The following is a 16,456-nucleotide window of genomic DNA, read 5'->3' as shown; positions in this document are numbered from 1 at the left end:
GTCTACAGAGGGTAGACCTTGCGAAATTCTTCTAAAACAACCTTGCTGTCAGGCGTAAAAGTTAGTCCTGCCTCTCTCAGCCACTCAGCGAAACAGTCCTCATGAACCTGACGCCAGTAGGCTAGGGATTTGTCACCTTCCCCTTCCTTAAAGGCATGTTCAGCAGAAACTTGATGAAAGGGCTGAACGGAAACCTTTGTAATTTCGACAATGCAGACAGCTCGATCTTGGCTATCTAAAATGATATCAAAAGTTCCTTCTCGCGGAAGGGGTTCGTTATCAACTGCATAAAGATCATAGGCTGATGCAGTTGCCGTCTTTTCACCTTTTAAAACCAAATCTGCCAAGAGATCGGCTTCCACTCCAAAAGCCCAAGCATCGATCTCATCTCCGATCGAGGGATTGATTTTCTTGTATGCATTCCACATTTCTTGCGGTGTCATGGGTTGCTCCTTTTATTTCTTTACTCTTTTATTTAAAGGGATAGAGTTGCTTGAATCCATTTTCTAACATGTAGTTACGAAGGAGTGAAATGGTTTCTAAGATTCCCATTCTTTTATTCATTTGTGAGGTTTCGTCCTTGGTTTTCTCTAATTCTTTTTTTAGAGTATTTAATCTAAAACCTGTCAAAAATCGCTTATGAACCTTTTTCTTACCAGATACACTTACTTCATCACCGAAATCTCGAGCATATAAAATCCTATCTTTGACTTGTGTGAGATAATTATCTTCATCAATTAGAATAGCTAGTAAGGCAGAATTTTGAACAGGCTCCCACGTTCGATAATTCCCTTCAAAAGGAACTTTCAACATTTTCTTAATTAAATACTCAGACAAGTCACGTCGATCTGACAAATAAAAGATATAGCACAAACGGTTGAGAACATGCATACCATCTGTCTGAGTTTTCTTATTCTTTTTAGGTACAAGACTTAAATACGATCCGATTTGAGTATCAGTCTCAATCTCCTCTAATAGATCTTTAACTTTCATCTATCTACTCCTATTAACACTTACAATAGGCCTTTACTCTATCCCATCATCTTTATTATATTCTATCATGCATTTGACTGCATATTCCACCCATTCCCAAAAGTCATGAAACTCTTGCCTTTGCTCCCAGCCTTCTGCAGCAAAGTCATGAATCAGTTGAACTTTATTGCCTTTTCCAATTTCAAAACAAGCAGTATCATCACAATCCCCTCTTTTGGCAAATGGAATCAACTTTCTTGTCGGGTACCTTTCCTGCAATCCCTTATACAAGGACAAGGCCCATTCTGAATCCAACAGATACCAAATATCAAAATCAACTAAATTGAGTTCTATCATTTTTTTAAAAGATTCAGGATACTTGAATATACTTTCATCCATTAAATAATTTTTCATTTCTTATTTCCTTTTTGGTTCAAGACTGACATAGAATGCTAAGGAAACATTATTTTCAACCTCTTCGATGAGTTCTTTAACATTCATTTCTTTTCTCCTATTTCTTCCTTTTATCAGAATGTTGACCAGTCAATCAGCACTTTCATTCCACCCTAATAATTCGCTTTGATTATTTCTCCCGAACGAATATAGGTTTTAAAGAAGTTTTTGGGAACAGAGGCAATCTTAGGTGTAATGGATAAGCCATAGTTTGCAAAATCTAAAGCTAGCTTCTTAGAATCGATTGCATCATAATACTCAACATACAATCTGCATAAGTTCACTTTGGTGATAGAGAATTGTTTTAACAACCAATCCTTATCAATATCCTTCTCGGGATCTATGCTCGAAAATACGGTAGGATACGATGAAAACTGAGCAGTAAAATCGATGGCCTCTCGGACAGCCTTTTCCAATTCAGCTTGATCCATGCCATTTCTATTATCGATAGAACCTAATCGAGTCCTTAAAGCACAATCCACTTCTTCTAACAGTCCCGATTCCAGAAAGAGGGGATGAATGCCAATATTCACGAAATAGACAGTCCCATCTGATTTTCGTTGAAAATAGATCACCGTGTAAAAATCATGGTCAATTTTATAATAGTTATGGGTTCGCTTTAGTCGCGAAAAGCCATTTTTTACGAAGAGTTCTTTGGCCTCTTTCATTTCATTACCTGCTCTTTCATAGGATGTTAAGAGATGTTCATTACAGTTTACTAGCAATCTAAATGGATATAGGTAATCCCCTCAACTTTTCCATTCTCAATATTGTATTGTTTTACTAAATTAACGTAGTTAATCAATCCTTCATTACTAATCTCTTCTAGTGTTGCTGGTACTATGTTGTGTTTTAGTTTAAAATCTCTAGCTTTATTCAAATCACCTACATCTTCTATAGATGTCCAAAAAAGCATATATTCATCGCAATAAAAATAGATCTGATTATCATAGAACTCAGGTATTTTACAGAACTCAACTCCATCACTTTGCCTTTCCAAGGCTTCACTATCACGATAAACAAAGTAGGTCTTTTTCATCTTCATTCTCCTTTGATATTAATGGGGGGAATTATTCGCAATTCGTTAAACTTACTGATATGCATTTCTAATCTAACAAAATGCTCTATCAGTATCTCCATAGTCAATGATAGTCATCTCTTCAAGTGAAATCTTCATTCCTCTTCCATGCTCTACTTCAGCGTCCACTCTAAATAATAAGCCAAAAATTAAATCGGATGACGTCTGTTCGGAGAGCAGATAGATCGCCATTAACTGCCCCATAATGGATAGTTCCGAAAAGATTCGTTTTTCAGCTAACTCATACCAATAAGCAGATGTCCCAAGCATATGAACGATTTTTTCTTTGTAATCATTGGCCATTACTTCACCTAATAAAGGTATGTTTTTCATTTATAAATTTCTCAAGTTCATATTTTTTTAAATTAACACAAATTTCTAACACAGTAATGTTTTTAATTAACTAGAAAGAGATTTAAAATCAACTATTTTCTGCCTGAAATCTCCAATGATGTAGAATAGAGTCTTATTTTTTAAAAGGGATACTAAATATTAGGGTAGTTTAGGCTTTGCTCTTTTTATTAAACTAGTAAAATCCTTAAAACTGTTCTTACAATATTCTTCTTGAGCAGTTCCTATTGGTAAAAACTTAATTCCCTTACCACAATCATTTTCTTCTATAGCGCGTTTTACTTCTTCTGAAATAACCATGCCAAAAGCCGATAACAATTCAACCTTCCCTAACTTAAAAACATCCAATTCAATATTATCATTTAAAACAAGCTTCCTTGTAACGACATTATTAGTCTTAGAAGGCAATAGTTCTGTTTTATCATAGTCTACAAAATCAGGAGCAGGGTTATCAAGTGTATAAATATTAAACCTTAAAAGATAAAACTCCGGTGATGATATGACTTTGCCATCAATAGTGAATTTAATTTTCTTAAAAACACAGCCTTGAATTTTAAATTCACTTAAAACTAAAAATAGTTTTTCTGATATAAAATACCCATTAGTTGTCTCATAATAATCATATCCAAAATCAATCTTTCTTAAGATATCTTTTTTATTAACAAAATTATAATAAATTGTATCCGAAGAACTTGGGTCATAAATATAATCAAACGGCCTACTCCACTCCTCTTCTAATGGCTTCTTCTGTATTTCAAAATCAAGTCTCCCATAAGTCACATTAAAATTAAATGACTTATGTGCTTTATCATCCATCATAAAATAATAATTCATAATTCTCTCCTAACTCAATCGTCCTTTATAGTTAATAATTTTAGTTTCTGGTTTTACCATTGCCTTTATCGGTAACCTCTATATTTTTTGACCAGCTTATAATGCATCTAAAACGACCTCTCCAAAGAAAGCTGTTCATTATCAAGAGCAAAATCTCTCGCCTTAAGTACTTTATTTCTAATCGTAGTTCGTTTTCTTTTTTGATTTGTAAGTGTTCTATTCCTATTGATTTATCTATATATGTCACATAGCTATTCTGAGATGGTTCCAAGTATCATCTTATTTTGCTCTGATATCTGAAATTCAGTCATGAAATAGGGTAAAAAATCATCAAGCAAGGGATGCCTAATTCCATCTATTGAGAGACCTTTTTTCTGACGTTCTTTTAATAAAACTAAGATTTCGATTGGGAAATATTGCCATAGTAAGGTGTTGAATTCTACTAAATGACTATCTTTGGTTTTCTCTAAATGATAATCACACATGGATAAAATTATTTCTCTAAAAACATCAACATCCTCTGAAAAAATAGTTTCCATAACCTGTTTATAGGCATCATTCACATTCTTATAAGGATTTGAGTCCAATGGTTTATATTTAGCATCACAAGCATTCTCCAGAATGTTAGCAAGTCGATCACCCTCACCATTTCCATAAAGATAAACGACTAAAGGCAATAAACTACTGGACGAAAAGAAGATAGGTTTCTTCCCTTTTTCAACTTGGGCTTCTTTAAAATAGATTAATTTATCAATCAAAAACTCTACATAAATACTGTCTAAATAGGCGATCGCAAATAAGATATTTAAACAAATGTCTGTGTCAAAGTTTGAGCCGCCTTTAGCTAAATATTTAGCAGAGGCCATGTCTGCCATTACAGAACAAAAACAGCCGTTTAGCAAAGATTGATAGGTTTCCGAAGTCTTGTTTTCAATAAATTCAGCAACCAAAGTATATGGTTGAATGGCATGAATCATTCGCACATGTTTATAGGAATACGTTTCGGTTTTTCCATTTTCCTCACAAGTAACCACAAGACTTTTTTTACCAGCTTTTAATGCTTCTAAAATTGCTTCTGTAACAAAAAGCTGTTCTTTTTCAAGATCAAAATCTCTCGCCTTCAGTATTTGATTTCTAATCGTAGTTCGTTTTCTTTTTTGATTTGTAAGTGTTTGATTCATATTGACCTCGTTAAATTTCATCTCAAATATTAATCTTTTCTGGTCCAGAGCTTTATGCCCCTTATCACAAGGATTCAGCCAACTGTCTATTTATAATATGCAATATCAGCATCTCCATAATCAATAATGTCCATTGAACTTAATGAAATTTTCAAGCCAATGCCGTGCTCATTTACTTCTGGTGAACCAAATTCCACCCCAAAAATAAAATCATCATCCTGATCTTCTGAAAGCAAATGGATTCCAATTAAGTTTAAAGATACTTTACAACCTAATTCTTTATAAATTTTTTCAACAGACTTATAAAACCAAACATCTGAATTTTTTAGCAGTTCAAAAATTTTACTTTCATAACTACTTGGAAGATTATTTGCTAAACTAGCGATTGTTAGGTCATCTGATAATTCCAGTCTGACTTTTTCATTAACTTCAGGGATAGTTACATATGAGCCTAAATTCTGATCTAATATAATTTTGGAATGATTCATTTTTCTCTCCTATATTGGTCAAACAAAGTGAAAATACCATTATTCTATTCAAAGAGAATTCTTACTCTTGTTCAAACTGAATTTCCGTCAATATTTCAGAAACATTTTGACGAAAATCAAAACCAATCTTCTCTTTTAGGACCAAAACCATAGATAAACAAGTATTTCTAAAAAATTAAGTATCTTAAAATGACTTCTTTTCGTCGTGCTTATGTCTAATGTAATAGAAATTCTTTTGCTGTCGCTTGGGCGTCGGGGGAAATAGCACTCTCAATCAATGCTCCTGTTTGTCCAATATACTCCTCCAAAGAAATTTCTTCCCTTTGCTTCCACAAGTTAGTAAAAGCAATATAAAACTCCAAAAACTCAGTCAAACTATCGCTGAGTTTATAAAGTATAGGATCTCCAGGACTACCCGCATAAACAGGTGATTTTGAATCTTGCATATCACAGAAAAGAATATCGTCTATATCCGTAGAAGCAAATATTTGAAATTGGCCATTGGTGAACTGATCAACATCCTGTAAAGCCCAGCATTCAACTGTCCTTGCATACGAATCTAATGGCAACAAAATGATATTAAAATTTTGATTAGCAAAAAACAAATCCTCTTTGAACTCTGTATGTTGATAGTAATAGAGTAGTTCACTTGTCAGTTCTGGAGGCAGATTCATTATCTTTTCTGCCGAAAAGTGTACTGTTTGGGGAATAAAGCTTGTTTCCTCATACAGTTTAATAAACTTACTTATGCTATTCTCTAGTAACATTTTTACCTCCTTGGTATTTTCCTTGCGTCTCGTTTAAGAATTTCGTTTGCTTGTTTATACATCACCAAAACTCATATTGCAGTCGTTTTTAATCTTCTCTAATGCAAACATACGGCAACTCGCTTCTAAGAAGTTCCCTTTGCTTCTGATTCGTTCTTCCTGTTGTTAAAAATCGAAGATGTTTTAGATACTTCAGGTAGCTAACTGTAGATGCGTATTTAAAAATATTGGTATCGACAAAATCTAAAAAACGAAGTTCACTAAATGGCTGGATGAAATCCAATTCCGGTAAGTTTTTATTTGCCGTAAACGAAAGATAGAGCAGCTGATTTAAATCCCTAATAAAATTAAAGTTCGGCAACTTTACACCAAAATCAAAGTGCAGATAACGCATACCTTTCTGAATAGAAATATTCTCTATACTTTCCAAATTTGTCATAGAAGATATCCCTAGAGCTTTCAAACAATCATTTCTGGGCAAGATGATCTTTCTTACTCTTCTATCTCCCACTACTAGAATCTTTTCTACATGTTCGTATTTTGAAAAGTCTATCACATCACTTTTACTTCCCATCAAGTAAAGCGTCCTTGTATTGCTTAGCAAAGAAAGCTGATTAAAATCTACATCTTTCAACATATCCTCTGGATTTTCAACAATATACTTTTGCCTTAACAGCCGGTTTATATCGATGAATTCTTTATAAGTTAATTTTTCGTCCAATAATGGAGCAAGGTCTTCAATGTTAGCTAGAGGTTCCATTGCCATTAAAACCTCTCTATCTGAAATTCCTTTTTTTATTATTTCTAGATATTTATCTATACTAGTCATCTTTGATCTCTTTCCGTTCATACAACTCTAGGAATCAATTTTTACAGGACTTATCTCTGCAATTCGAACTATATCAGAAATCCCTGTTAGAATGACACCATTATTATTTATAAAGTTAAATTGAACCTTATTTTCTAAAAAAATGAGTTCTACTTGACCTTTAACCTTATGAATCCCCTTAGAATAAAAATTTATTTCATCTAAATTAAAAAACTCCAAATTAATCTTTATAGCATTAAATGAATCCTTCGCCCATTTTTTAGGAAAAATATTTGGAAAATCGAATAAGTAAAGCACCAAATCTAGTTTGCAATCATAACATAATACAGTGTCAAGAAATACATGATTTAATTTCAAATCACCAGCAAACATGTGAATAATTTTTTCTTTACCCAAAACTTTTTCATACCATTTCATAATAGGAACTCCTTTTTAAAAATTGAACGTGTTCTTGAGTCTAGATTTTTTCTATCCTGTCTCCATAACATTTTTTGCCGTACTTTTTAGGAGTCAATTTTTTGAAGAAGCCTTATTTGTTCATTGATTTTTGAACGAATATCTCCCTCTTCAAAAGATGTTTCATCTATCCACAGGCTTAGTTTTAATAAGTCTTTTAAATAGAGCAATCTATACCCCTTGCTTGCAGAGTTTCAATAATTCTTTTCTCTAAATGAGAAGAAAGCCAAACCACCCACTTCTCGTACTGGTTGCTTTCATCGAGTGAAATATACTTTTCTTGACCATTTTGCCATAATCTTGGTGATTCATGTGGTAAGGCTGGAAGCACCAACTGGATTTGAGAGAATTGGGAACCCGTTTCACAGTCATAATTTGCTTCTTGTCCAACTTTAATCCAACGTTTCTTAGCTATAGCAAGCCCACTTATGGTAATTGGCTGAAATAGCCTTCCTGATTGAATAATTTCCTCTATTTTAGGGGATAAGGCAGCTACTAGATTAAAAACTTCTACCAGAATACCACCGCCACCTAGATCTTTAATGACTCTACAATAGGCGAATTGTTTATCATCTCCCAAGAAATCAGACTTTTTAAATCGCTCTAACTCGGATCTGTCAGATAAAAACAATGGAATTGCGAAAATTTCTCCACCGCTAACATTTGCTAATTTATTTGCCATATAGTTTCCTTATCCACTACTTATCTACTTTGTCACCGTTATCAACTGCCTGAGCCCAAATTCGTTCAAATTCCTCTTGACTAATCCTGATGGAGTCTGATATATCCAAGTCTTCTTTTTGTCCATCGTAGAGTAAATAGCCAATCTCTGGATGGTAATCCTGAAGGCAAGATGAGGCATAAGATTGCCCATTTAAAAGGCTTATTTGTCGACTTGCTCTCTGGTCTGTAAACTCTGTATAAAGAGAGCCCACGCCTGACAGAAACTCGATTGTTTCCGCATAATAACATTCTTTTTTACTCATTGATATCTTTCCTTTTCTATAGATAACGCCCCTTAAAACTCACTTCTTTGATTTCTTTTCCAGTCCGAGAGAAAGAATAATAGCTTTTCTTTACATTGACTTTAGAAAAAGCCAATCCGCCTACCATCCTTCCCTTTCTTAACATCTTCTATCAAATCCTTGATTATGTTGATATTAAACTGACTGGAAAAATCAATTATGGCCTGCCTCTGGTTTTCTGGGTATAAATAAGATGCCGCTAGGATGTACATAAAAGGAACAATGACTCTTCCCATATCCTCTAAATAAATTTCCTTAGTTACATAAGTCATGATTTTATCAAAATCTTCATCTGTCAGCTCAATCTTTCTCATATAAAGCGCTGCACAAGCGCCTGCAGCTTGTAGTAGATTATTGGATTCTAAAGACTCATAGACAAAAGATAAATTCTCTGTTTCTAAATTTTCTAAATAAGCAATCGCTACTGCTATAGAGCGGTAGGTCACAGGTGTCGGAATGTCTCTCAGAAGCAATGACTTCAGATAGGGAATTTCTTCTGTGCAATCCGTTGCGGCTATGGCGTAGAGCAAGTACATTTGTGATTCCCACGATTTAGGCTTTTCCATCTCGTCCTCCAAGGCCTGATGCAAGAATGGTCCATATCCTTTTAGTCTGTTCTTTAAAATTTTTTTCGCTGCTTTTTTTACCAAGGGCGTACGTCCTGAGCTTAACTCCTCTACATAGTCCATATCAAACTCCTTTATTTCTGCTTGCCAGTTCTTCTTCCAAGATTCTGTTATAAACTATACTTCCAACACAGGCTTCCCAGTCTAGGTCCTCAACTTCTTCCCTAGAAAAAATCTTAGGTTCCCGCCTACCATCTAGCCAGACCTTCCCAAAGTGAAGACCATTTGGATCTCCCCACTTAAAGGCTAAATCCTTAAAAGGGCTTGGATCAAAATCCGCTTGGTGACCAATTATCTGCCAAGACCATACTGGACTTCGATCAAACAAGGTGTAGGAGTCTACAATGATGGGCTTACCTATAAATTGATCACGACTTAGCTCCTCAACTGTTATAGTAGGACTTGCTTGAAAGATATCGAAAAATTGGATGACATGACCAACATTCACTTTTCCAAGGATTTGACCAAATACAAACATTTCCTCCGAAAATTGATAGCAAAAAATATCACCAATTTTAATAAATCGAAGTTTTGTTCTTGGCTTTTCATTCCACTCACGAATCTTTAACTGGGGCAATTTTTTCTCCATAATTAATTCCATTCCTACTGCTCTTTATTTAAGATATGAAAGAGATCATCTCTTAGAACAATTCCATCGTCTTCTATCAAATAAGCCATATGCTCCCAAAAGGGCAATTGTTGTTCAAGGTGCTTATCTAGGGCAAGTACTTGACTCTTCAAGTTTGCTGCAATTTCTTCGACTTCATCTTGCTCAATCTCATAAAACTTTGCTTTCAAAAGAAAGATGCTTGATAGAAAGAGCGAATAAGAGGAAATAAAAGCTTGCAAGGAAGAATTGACAAAAACTCTATCTTCTTGAAAAACTTCCCTTCCTTCAGAATTGCAAAGTAAAAAGATTTGCTCCTCTTCTCCAATCACAAAAAATCCTAAAAAACACTGGCCAAAAAGCCTATAGACCTCTTGCTTTCTCCTGAGTTCGACTAGTTCGTTAGCTACTTTGACAAAAGAGAATCCCATTTTTGGATAATCCTCTAAATAAGCCAAAAGGTTGAAACGGACCTCATCCAGACGAAATGGTTTCTCCTCTGTAGACACCACACAAAAACCGTGCTCCTTCACTAATTCATTGATATTGACTGTCATTTCTCTATCCGATCTCCCTTTTCTTGCTTACCTATTTGCAACTATCTCAGTCATTTTTCAAACAAGAGCTAGTTACTTCCATTCAAGTCCCAAACACCTAGACACATCCTCAAAATAATCATCCCAGGCCCATTTGTAATCCTTCCGACTCAATAGATAATCCACATACTTTTCATTCTTCCAACTCTCTGTATAGATAGAAAGAGCTCGCCTTTTTCTAGCATCTTGGATTGTCGCAATTTTTTTCTGAGCCTTCTTTGACCGTTCACTCAAATTGTTTATATAGAGAATATCCGGATCCTCAGGACAAATGGTCTCCGTCAAGTCACACCTTGTAAACCCGACAAAACTGAGATGAGCCTCTGATAGATCTGCATACAACTTTTCTACTTTCTTTGTTTTCGATCCAAAGGTACATTCAGACAATTTTCCAATGATTTTATTAGACTGAAATTCTGGTAGGGGAAAGAAAATATCGTGCATCCTACACTTTTTAAAGAGACAATCCCTCATCTCACTGACATTCTCCAAAAGAGGACGCTTCATCTGACAAGAAAGAAAGGTAGACGATATAATGTGACTGTCATAAAATAAAGTTCCATTTAAATTGCATCGTTTGAAAGTACAGTTCCGAATAACTGTATGATTTTTGAAGCTGATTTCCCTCAAATCACAGTTTTCAAAGAAGACATTCTCAAAGATACAGTTTTCAAACACAACTCTAAAATTCTCTATTCCTTTTATATTTGTATTCTTAAAGTGGCGATTGCTAATAAGCGTGACTTTTCTAGCACCATCTCTCATCTTATCAATCGATAACTCTTCCCCACTGTTTAGGGTAATATGTCCATCTTTTATGATAATCCCATCTTTCTCAACCATGTCCTGCTCCATCTTCTCATACTTCTCTTATAACCGACCACACCTAGTAGTAAGCGACTTCTCCTAAACCATATTCTAATATTTCAAGAGAATTGAGGGAGAATTTAATGCCTCTACCATGCTCCGAGTCCTCTTTCAGTCCAAATTCCAAGCCGAAAATTAAATCTATATCCCTTTGTTCAGACAAGATAAAAATGGAAAGGAGTCTTGCACTTGCTAATTCTGTAAATTCCTCCTGAATTTTTGCCAAAGCTTTTGGATACCATACTGATGATTGATCCAGGAGATTATCTAGTTTTGCTCTGTAAGACGGAGTCAACTCCTCATTGATAACCTCTAAAGAATCACTTAAAGTAAGGCAGACCTTTTCTCTTTCCTCTGGAATCGATACAAACATCTCGTTATGGACATCAAATTGATATTCTCTCATCATTTTCTCTCCTTATACTATCAGTCATCAGATACCATTTCTCTAATCAACCTAGCTAATCATTAAAGGGCATAAAGTTATCGTGCTGATTATAATAATTCAAAGCATCAATCAAGTCTTGGAGACTTGCATCTGGCTTTTCTTCGAGCGCTACGGTGAGAACATCAATCAACTGCTCTCCATAGTAGACTAGCTGGAGGTTTTGTTCCGTCACTTCTGTCGGGTAGACATCACGGTCTTCCACGACATCTGGATAATCTGATACCCAATATAGGCTATTAAGTGTTAGTTCTCCATCCTCCTTGGCATAGAGGCAAAAATCATCTGACGATAACTTGTCCACACGCACCTGCTCGATAATCTGCTCAAGTGAAAGTTCTAGATATTTATGCATCATTTCTCCTTTTCATAGTTCACCTCCACATATTCACTAAATATCAACTATATTACTTCAAACTCCAACCACCATCAATGGTCAGGATTTGTCCTTGCATGGCGCTCGCTTTTCCACTTGCTAAGAAAAGGCTAATCTCTGCTACTTCCTCTGGCTCGATCCAGCGTTTGATGGGCGTTTCACTAGCCACCCAGTCAGCCAATCCACCTGGCTCAAAGTCGGCAGCAGTCATGGCTGTCTTGACTGCCCCTGGAGCAATCCCAAAGATCTGAATACCAGCCTCAGCATAGTCTAGAGCCAACTGCTTGGTAAAGCCAGCTAAGGCGTGCTTAGACGAGGTATAGGCGTGACCACCTCCGCCAGCTAGACTTGAGGCAATCGAACACATATTGATAATGATTCCTTTTTTATTTTCCAGCATTTGTGTCAAATAATGTCGAGTCAACTCAACAGGAGTCATGTAGTTGATTTCAAAAATCTCTTGAATTTCCTGCGCTGTTTGTTCCAACAGTGGTTTGTAAGCATCCAAAACTCCTGCAGTATTGCACAAAACATCCACCTGAGGACACCAGTCAAAAATTGGCTCCAAGTCCAAGGTCAAATCCCTCTGTAAAAAGTGGAAATCACCATCTAAAACCGGATTTTCTTCCTGATCCACACCATAAACTTGATAGCCATTCTCTAAAAAGAGGCGAGCTTGAGCTAGACCAATCCCTGAACTCACTCCCGTAATCAATACGCGTCTAGTCATACACTTCTACCCAATCCGTCGCCAAAACATCACAAGGTGTCGGACTCCACATGGAAAAACCTTCCCCTTCTCCAGACACATTGATTAGGAAATAAGGCGTCACTTCAAGTGCAACCCCATTTTGCTCGATGGTGTCAAAGAGCTGCACATAGTTTTCAGCCTCTCCCCAACCAGTTCGTACATATTTTTTCTTAGCCTTTAATCCAGGCAAGATTTCTTCAAAAGTCATGTTGTTCTCCTTTAATGCTACATTCTTCATTTAATTATAACAAAAAACCGTTTTCCAACGGCTTTTTGACTGTATATCTACTAAATTCTTCCTACCACTGCAATCCGGCTTCTCTGATTTCTTTCTTAGAAGCAAATTTACCATTTGGTCTGTGCCATCTTCCGTTTCTATCCCTAAAGTAGCCACCTGAATTAGATGATTGCGAGTTTGATTCTTGGCTTTCTTCTTTTTCTTGTGCGGCCTGACGTGCTTTTTCTTCTTCCTCTTTCGCTTTCTTTTCAGCTGCTTCTTTTTCCTCAGCTTCCTTCTTAGCCTTTTCTTTTTCTTCTTTTATCTTTGCATCTTCAACTGTATTTTTAGCAGTACCATCCAAATAATTGATTTCCGCATTAGCTGAAACATTGTCTAAAACGACATGCGTCACCGAATACTGATCAACCTTTTCCTTACTACTACCCAACTTGATCTCCAAGAGTTTGCCATTTTCATCTATTCCCACATACTGTAACTCAATCTGTCTCGGGATCAATTCGTCCTTTTGATAGATTGGGGTCACCTTGTAATCAAGATAGTAGTTCGGGTGATTGGCCAACCAAGAGTCCAATCGATTTTCATAATAAAGCATACTACTTTGGTTTTGGTCATCTGTTCCAGAATAATTTCCAGCATTGAGCCAGTTAGTCATTGGAACCAGATTCCTCTTTTCATCGTTTAATCCGCTAAACTGATAACCAATCAGATGACCTCTACTCATCAACCAAGCTTCTTTTTTACCGTCACCATAAAAGAATTTATAATTGTGCCATCCAACTGGATCATAAGTCAACTTGGACTCTCTCTTCTCTGTTGGTTCATCACTGTCCTTAAGTTGAATATGAGCACCCGTTGCGCGTGATTTAGAATCCAATTCCCCAAGTTCTAGTTGTTTCTCATTTTTAAAAGGCAAGAGTCCAGCTTCTTTAAACAACTTTTCATCGAACTTGATTTGCTTCTGTTCAATTTTTTCTTCTGGGACCTTTGATTCCGCCTTATGTCCAGAACAAGCAACTAGTGTTGTGATTGAAAGCAAGGCAATTGAGAAGGATAGTAGCTTTTTCATAAAAGTCTCCTCTTTATATAGTAATTAGATTAATATCTCCTATTACATTTTACTATCATTTTGTTAATTGTTCAAGAATAAAGAGACTGTTATTATACTATTTCTCCTCCAATGTTTAAAACAAAAACGATAACCACTTCTCAGTAGTTACCGTTGATTTCTTTTGATTAGTCTTTCCCACCAAGTTTGCTGTTGATGGTCATCATGATGCTGGCTATCTTCTCACCCCAGTACGGATCGGAAGCATAGCGAACATTCATTCCGGTTGCCTTGTTTCCAAGGTGGTCTCTACCATAGTCAATGTAATTTTCACGAATCCACTTGGCCGCTCCAAGAATTCCTTTGTCCACATTATCAAAGCTCTTGGCTGAGAGATATGGGCTAGTATCATAAGCAGCAATACCAAAGAAGTTGTTCTTATCTCTGGCAATTTGACTACGTCCCCACGCACTTTCAAGAGCGCTATGTGCCATCAAGTAAAGGGCATTGACACCGTAGCGTTCCTCAGCTTCTTTGAAAGTCGCTCCTTTACCTGCTAGAGGACTATCCTGCAAGTTCATCATCGAATACAGTTTATCCAATTCAGCTGCACTATAATTACTTGGTTCTCTTAAGTTTTTATAGAGGAAAGGATTTTTAATGGTAAAGCCATCAAAGTGCTCTCCATCAGTTGAGTAGTACTTCTTACCAATAACCATAGCAGAGGTGTGTGGAGCTACTTTGATACTCGTATATGGAGAGAGTTCATGGTAGAGGAATTTCCCATCACTAGTATAATGAGGGATAAACTCGCTACCTTCATCTACTGCTGTCAAATCACTTTGATTCATATAGCCAGACAAGCCAGAAATCGAAACTGCAAGTCGGCCGCCTTTTCGCGTCGAGCTATCCAGTGAAACAATGCTTCCTTGGTTAATGTAACTCAAGATTTCTCCAGATGCACTATAGACATAGGCAGTGATTGGTTTAACTTTGTAATATTTGGTTTTATCCGCAACATGCCATCTACCAGAAGCATCCAAGGTATGACCATCCACAGTTTCATTTTTTGCCATATAACCGCCTGATTTAAGGTAGTACCATGATTGGTCGGATGAATCGTAGATTAATTCTTTCTCAGCCATCTTTCCATTTGACTTGAGGTAGAACCAGTTATTCTTGTACCATACCCACTCACTCGCAGCCATATAACCACCAGATTTGAGATAGTAGTAACCATTATCCCAGAGCCATTCTTTATTGGCATAATTTCCATCAGAGTTGATATAGAACCATGAGTTATAATTCTTATCAAAGAGCCATCCTTTACCAGCTTTTGATCCACTACTTGTCACATAATTACGGTCAATCCAAGTTTCCGTAGAGAGGTAGCCGCCTGATTTGAAATGGTAATCCTTGCCTTTGATGGTTTGCCAACCTTTTTCAGCATAGGTTCCGTCAGCTTTCAAGTAAAACCAAGAGTTATAATTCTTGTCAAAGAGCCATTCCGATTTCAATTTAGCTCCACTCTTCGCAACATAGAAGCGGTCAATCCAGCGCTCGGTAGAAAGATAGCCGCCTGATTTGAAATGGTAATCTTTTTCTTTAATCGTTTCCCAGCCTTTTTCGGCATAGGTTCCGTCAGCTTTCAAGTAAAACCAAGCATCATAATTCTTATCAAAGAGCCATTCCGATTTCAATTTAGCTCCACTCTTCGCAACATAGAAGCGATCAATCCAACGCTCAGTAGAAAGATAACCACCTGATTTGAAATGGTAGTCCTTCCCATCAATGGTTAACCAGCCATTTTCAGCATAGGTACCGTCTTGTTGAAGGTAGAACCAACTGCTATAGTTGTCATCATAAATCCAAGCTTGTTTAACCTTATGACCATTTTCTGATATATAGTTCTTACCAAGCCAAGCATTTTTCAGCATTTTACCTTGTGAATTGATGTAGTACTGGTTCTCCCCTTGAGTGATCCACTCATCTTTAGCCATTTTCCCGTCTGCTTTAAGGTAATATTTTTCCTGACCTTGTTGAATCCACTCATTTTGAGCTTTCTGGCCATCAGACTTGAGATAATACCAGGATTCTTGTTCCTGATTAAATACCCACTGTTCCTTGGCTTTAGCACCACTTTCAGTCACATAGTACTGGCCAATCCACGTTTTCGAAGCCAATTTTCCAGCTTCGTTAAAATAGTAATCCTTACCACCAACTGTCAACCAGCCGTTCTCAGCACGATTTCCATCAGCTGTTAAATAAAACCAGGCCTGTTGCGTTTGGTCATAGATCCATTGGTTGGTTGCTGGTTTCCCGTCTGCTTTGAGGTAGGTCTTTCCTTGCCACGTTCCCTCTTCTGCTTTTGCTGTCTCCACTACAGTAAAAAAACACCCCAATAAGCCAGCACTTACTAGGGCCACTTTCCATCGTTTCATTTAAATGCTCCAATAACGTTTTCTAAA

The 16,456-nt window shown here is 36.5% G+C and carries 24 protein-coding genes; all 24 read right to left on the bottom strand.

Annotated features, from left to right (window positions below; all coding sequences use genetic code 11):
* Positions 1 to 2: 2 nt before the first annotated feature.
* On the bottom strand, positions 3 to 443 hold the full coding sequence (locus MK385_RS06345; RefSeq protein ID WP_084860051.1) for an ASCH domain-containing protein: 441 nt from the start codon (positions 441 to 443) through the stop codon (positions 3 to 5).
* Positions 444 to 471: 28 nt separating this feature from the next.
* Positions 472 to 993: a DUF6707 family protein gene (locus MK385_RS06340; RefSeq protein ID WP_268725587.1), complete on the bottom strand. Its 522-nt coding sequence runs from the start codon at positions 991 to 993 to the stop codon at positions 472 to 474.
* Between the two features lie 33 nt (positions 994 to 1,026).
* Positions 1,027 to 1,386, bottom strand: a complete 360-nt coding sequence (locus tag MK385_RS06335) for a hypothetical protein (protein ID WP_268725586.1) — start codon at positions 1,384 to 1,386, stop codon at positions 1,027 to 1,029.
* A gap of 152 nt (positions 1,387 to 1,538) precedes the next feature.
* A complete protein-coding gene (locus MK385_RS06330) occupies positions 1,539 to 2,093 on the bottom strand; it encodes a DUF4304 domain-containing protein (protein WP_268725585.1) in 555 nt (184 codons plus the stop codon).
* Between the two features lie 50 nt (positions 2,094 to 2,143).
* Positions 2,144 to 2,464: a hypothetical protein gene (locus MK385_RS06325; protein WP_268725584.1), complete on the bottom strand. Its 321-nt coding sequence runs from the start codon at positions 2,462 to 2,464 to the stop codon at positions 2,144 to 2,146.
* A gap of 72 nt (positions 2,465 to 2,536) precedes the next feature.
* Positions 2,537 to 2,806, bottom strand: coding sequence for a hypothetical protein (locus MK385_RS06320; protein ID WP_268725583.1), 270 nt, complete (start codon positions 2,804 to 2,806; stop codon positions 2,537 to 2,539).
* Between the two features lie 189 nt (positions 2,807 to 2,995).
* The gene (locus tag MK385_RS06315; RefSeq protein WP_268725582.1) at positions 2,996 to 3,688 is read right to left on the bottom strand and encodes an Imm43 family immunity protein; all 693 of its coding nucleotides are present in this window, start codon (positions 3,686 to 3,688) and stop codon (positions 2,996 to 2,998) included.
* Positions 3,689 to 3,939: 251 nt separating this feature from the next.
* Positions 3,940 to 4,869: a hypothetical protein gene (locus MK385_RS06310; protein ID WP_268725581.1), complete on the bottom strand. Its 930-nt coding sequence runs from the start codon at positions 4,867 to 4,869 to the stop codon at positions 3,940 to 3,942.
* Positions 4,870 to 4,955: 86 nt separating this feature from the next.
* Positions 4,956 to 5,357, bottom strand: a complete 402-nt coding sequence (locus tag MK385_RS06305; RefSeq protein ID WP_268725580.1) for a hypothetical protein — start codon at positions 5,355 to 5,357, stop codon at positions 4,956 to 4,958.
* Between the two features lie 215 nt (positions 5,358 to 5,572).
* The gene (locus MK385_RS06300; RefSeq protein ID WP_268725579.1) at positions 5,573 to 6,124 is read right to left on the bottom strand and encodes a hypothetical protein; all 552 of its coding nucleotides are present in this window, start codon (positions 6,122 to 6,124) and stop codon (positions 5,573 to 5,575) included.
* Positions 6,125 to 6,212: 88 nt separating this feature from the next.
* A complete protein-coding gene (locus tag MK385_RS06295) occupies positions 6,213 to 6,953 on the bottom strand; it encodes a hypothetical protein (protein WP_268725578.1) in 741 nt (246 codons plus the stop codon).
* 27 nt (positions 6,954 to 6,980) lie between these two features.
* Positions 6,981 to 7,370: an Imm50 family immunity protein gene (locus MK385_RS06290; protein ID WP_268725577.1), complete on the bottom strand. Its 390-nt coding sequence runs from the start codon at positions 7,368 to 7,370 to the stop codon at positions 6,981 to 6,983.
* Between the two features lie 196 nt (positions 7,371 to 7,566).
* A complete protein-coding gene (locus MK385_RS06285) occupies positions 7,567 to 8,091 on the bottom strand; it encodes an Imm26 family immunity protein (RefSeq protein ID WP_268725576.1) in 525 nt (174 codons plus the stop codon).
* A 16-nt stretch (positions 8,092 to 8,107) separates the two neighbouring features.
* Entirely contained in the window at positions 8,108 to 8,395 is a 288-nt protein-coding gene (locus MK385_RS06280; RefSeq protein ID WP_268725575.1) for a hypothetical protein, read from the bottom strand.
* A 101-nt stretch (positions 8,396 to 8,496) separates the two neighbouring features.
* Positions 8,497 to 9,123 carry a hypothetical protein gene (locus MK385_RS06275; RefSeq protein ID WP_268725574.1) on the bottom strand — a complete coding sequence of 209 codons (627 nt, stop codon included), beginning with the start codon at positions 9,121 to 9,123 and terminating at the stop codon, positions 8,497 to 8,499.
* Position 9,124: 1 nt separating this feature from the next.
* Positions 9,125 to 9,661 (bottom strand): Imm26 family immunity protein, encoded by a 537-nt coding sequence (locus tag MK385_RS06270; protein ID WP_268725573.1) that lies wholly within the window; start codon positions 9,659 to 9,661, stop codon positions 9,125 to 9,127.
* A gap of 2 nt (positions 9,662 to 9,663) precedes the next feature.
* Positions 9,664 to 10,224: an immunity protein gene (locus MK385_RS06265; RefSeq protein ID WP_223354847.1), complete on the bottom strand. Its 561-nt coding sequence runs from the start codon at positions 10,222 to 10,224 to the stop codon at positions 9,664 to 9,666.
* Positions 10,225 to 10,296: 72 nt separating this feature from the next.
* On the bottom strand, positions 10,297 to 11,106 hold the full coding sequence (locus MK385_RS06260; RefSeq protein WP_268725572.1) for a pentapeptide repeat-containing protein: 810 nt from the start codon (positions 11,104 to 11,106) through the stop codon (positions 10,297 to 10,299).
* 43 nt (positions 11,107 to 11,149) lie between these two features.
* Positions 11,150 to 11,539 carry a hypothetical protein gene (locus MK385_RS06255; protein ID WP_268725571.1) on the bottom strand — a complete coding sequence of 130 codons (390 nt, stop codon included), beginning with the start codon at positions 11,537 to 11,539 and terminating at the stop codon, positions 11,150 to 11,152.
* Between the two features lie 52 nt (positions 11,540 to 11,591).
* Positions 11,592 to 11,930, bottom strand: coding sequence for a DUF7716 domain-containing protein (locus MK385_RS06250; protein WP_268725632.1), 339 nt, complete (start codon positions 11,928 to 11,930; stop codon positions 11,592 to 11,594).
* A gap of 52 nt (positions 11,931 to 11,982) precedes the next feature.
* Positions 11,983 to 12,681, bottom strand: a complete 699-nt coding sequence (locus tag MK385_RS06245; RefSeq protein WP_268725570.1) for a 3-oxoacyl-ACP reductase — start codon at positions 12,679 to 12,681, stop codon at positions 11,983 to 11,985.
* Entirely contained in the window at positions 12,674 to 12,910 is a 237-nt protein-coding gene (locus MK385_RS06240; RefSeq protein WP_326845580.1) for a DUF2829 domain-containing protein, read from the bottom strand. The genes MK385_RS06245 and MK385_RS06240 overlap by 8 nt, the downstream gene beginning before the upstream one ends.
* Before the next feature lie 91 nt (positions 12,911 to 13,001).
* The gene (locus MK385_RS06235) at positions 13,002 to 14,009 is read right to left on the bottom strand and encodes a DNA/RNA non-specific endonuclease (protein ID WP_268725568.1); all 1,008 of its coding nucleotides are present in this window, start codon (positions 14,007 to 14,009) and stop codon (positions 13,002 to 13,004) included.
* Positions 14,010 to 14,176: 167 nt separating this feature from the next.
* A complete protein-coding gene (locus tag MK385_RS06230; protein ID WP_268725567.1) occupies positions 14,177 to 16,429 on the bottom strand; it encodes a glucosaminidase domain-containing protein in 2,253 nt (750 codons plus the stop codon).
* Positions 16,430 to 16,456: the final 27 nt, after the last annotated feature.

The sequence above is a fragment of the Streptococcus oralis genome, from assembly GCF_026782125.1.
Taxonomy (GTDB): domain Bacteria; phylum Bacillota; class Bacilli; order Lactobacillales; family Streptococcaceae; genus Streptococcus; species Streptococcus oralis_CE.
The sequence above is the reverse complement of the archived record's forward strand: the minus strand, read 5'-3'. Positions and strand labels throughout refer to the sequence as shown.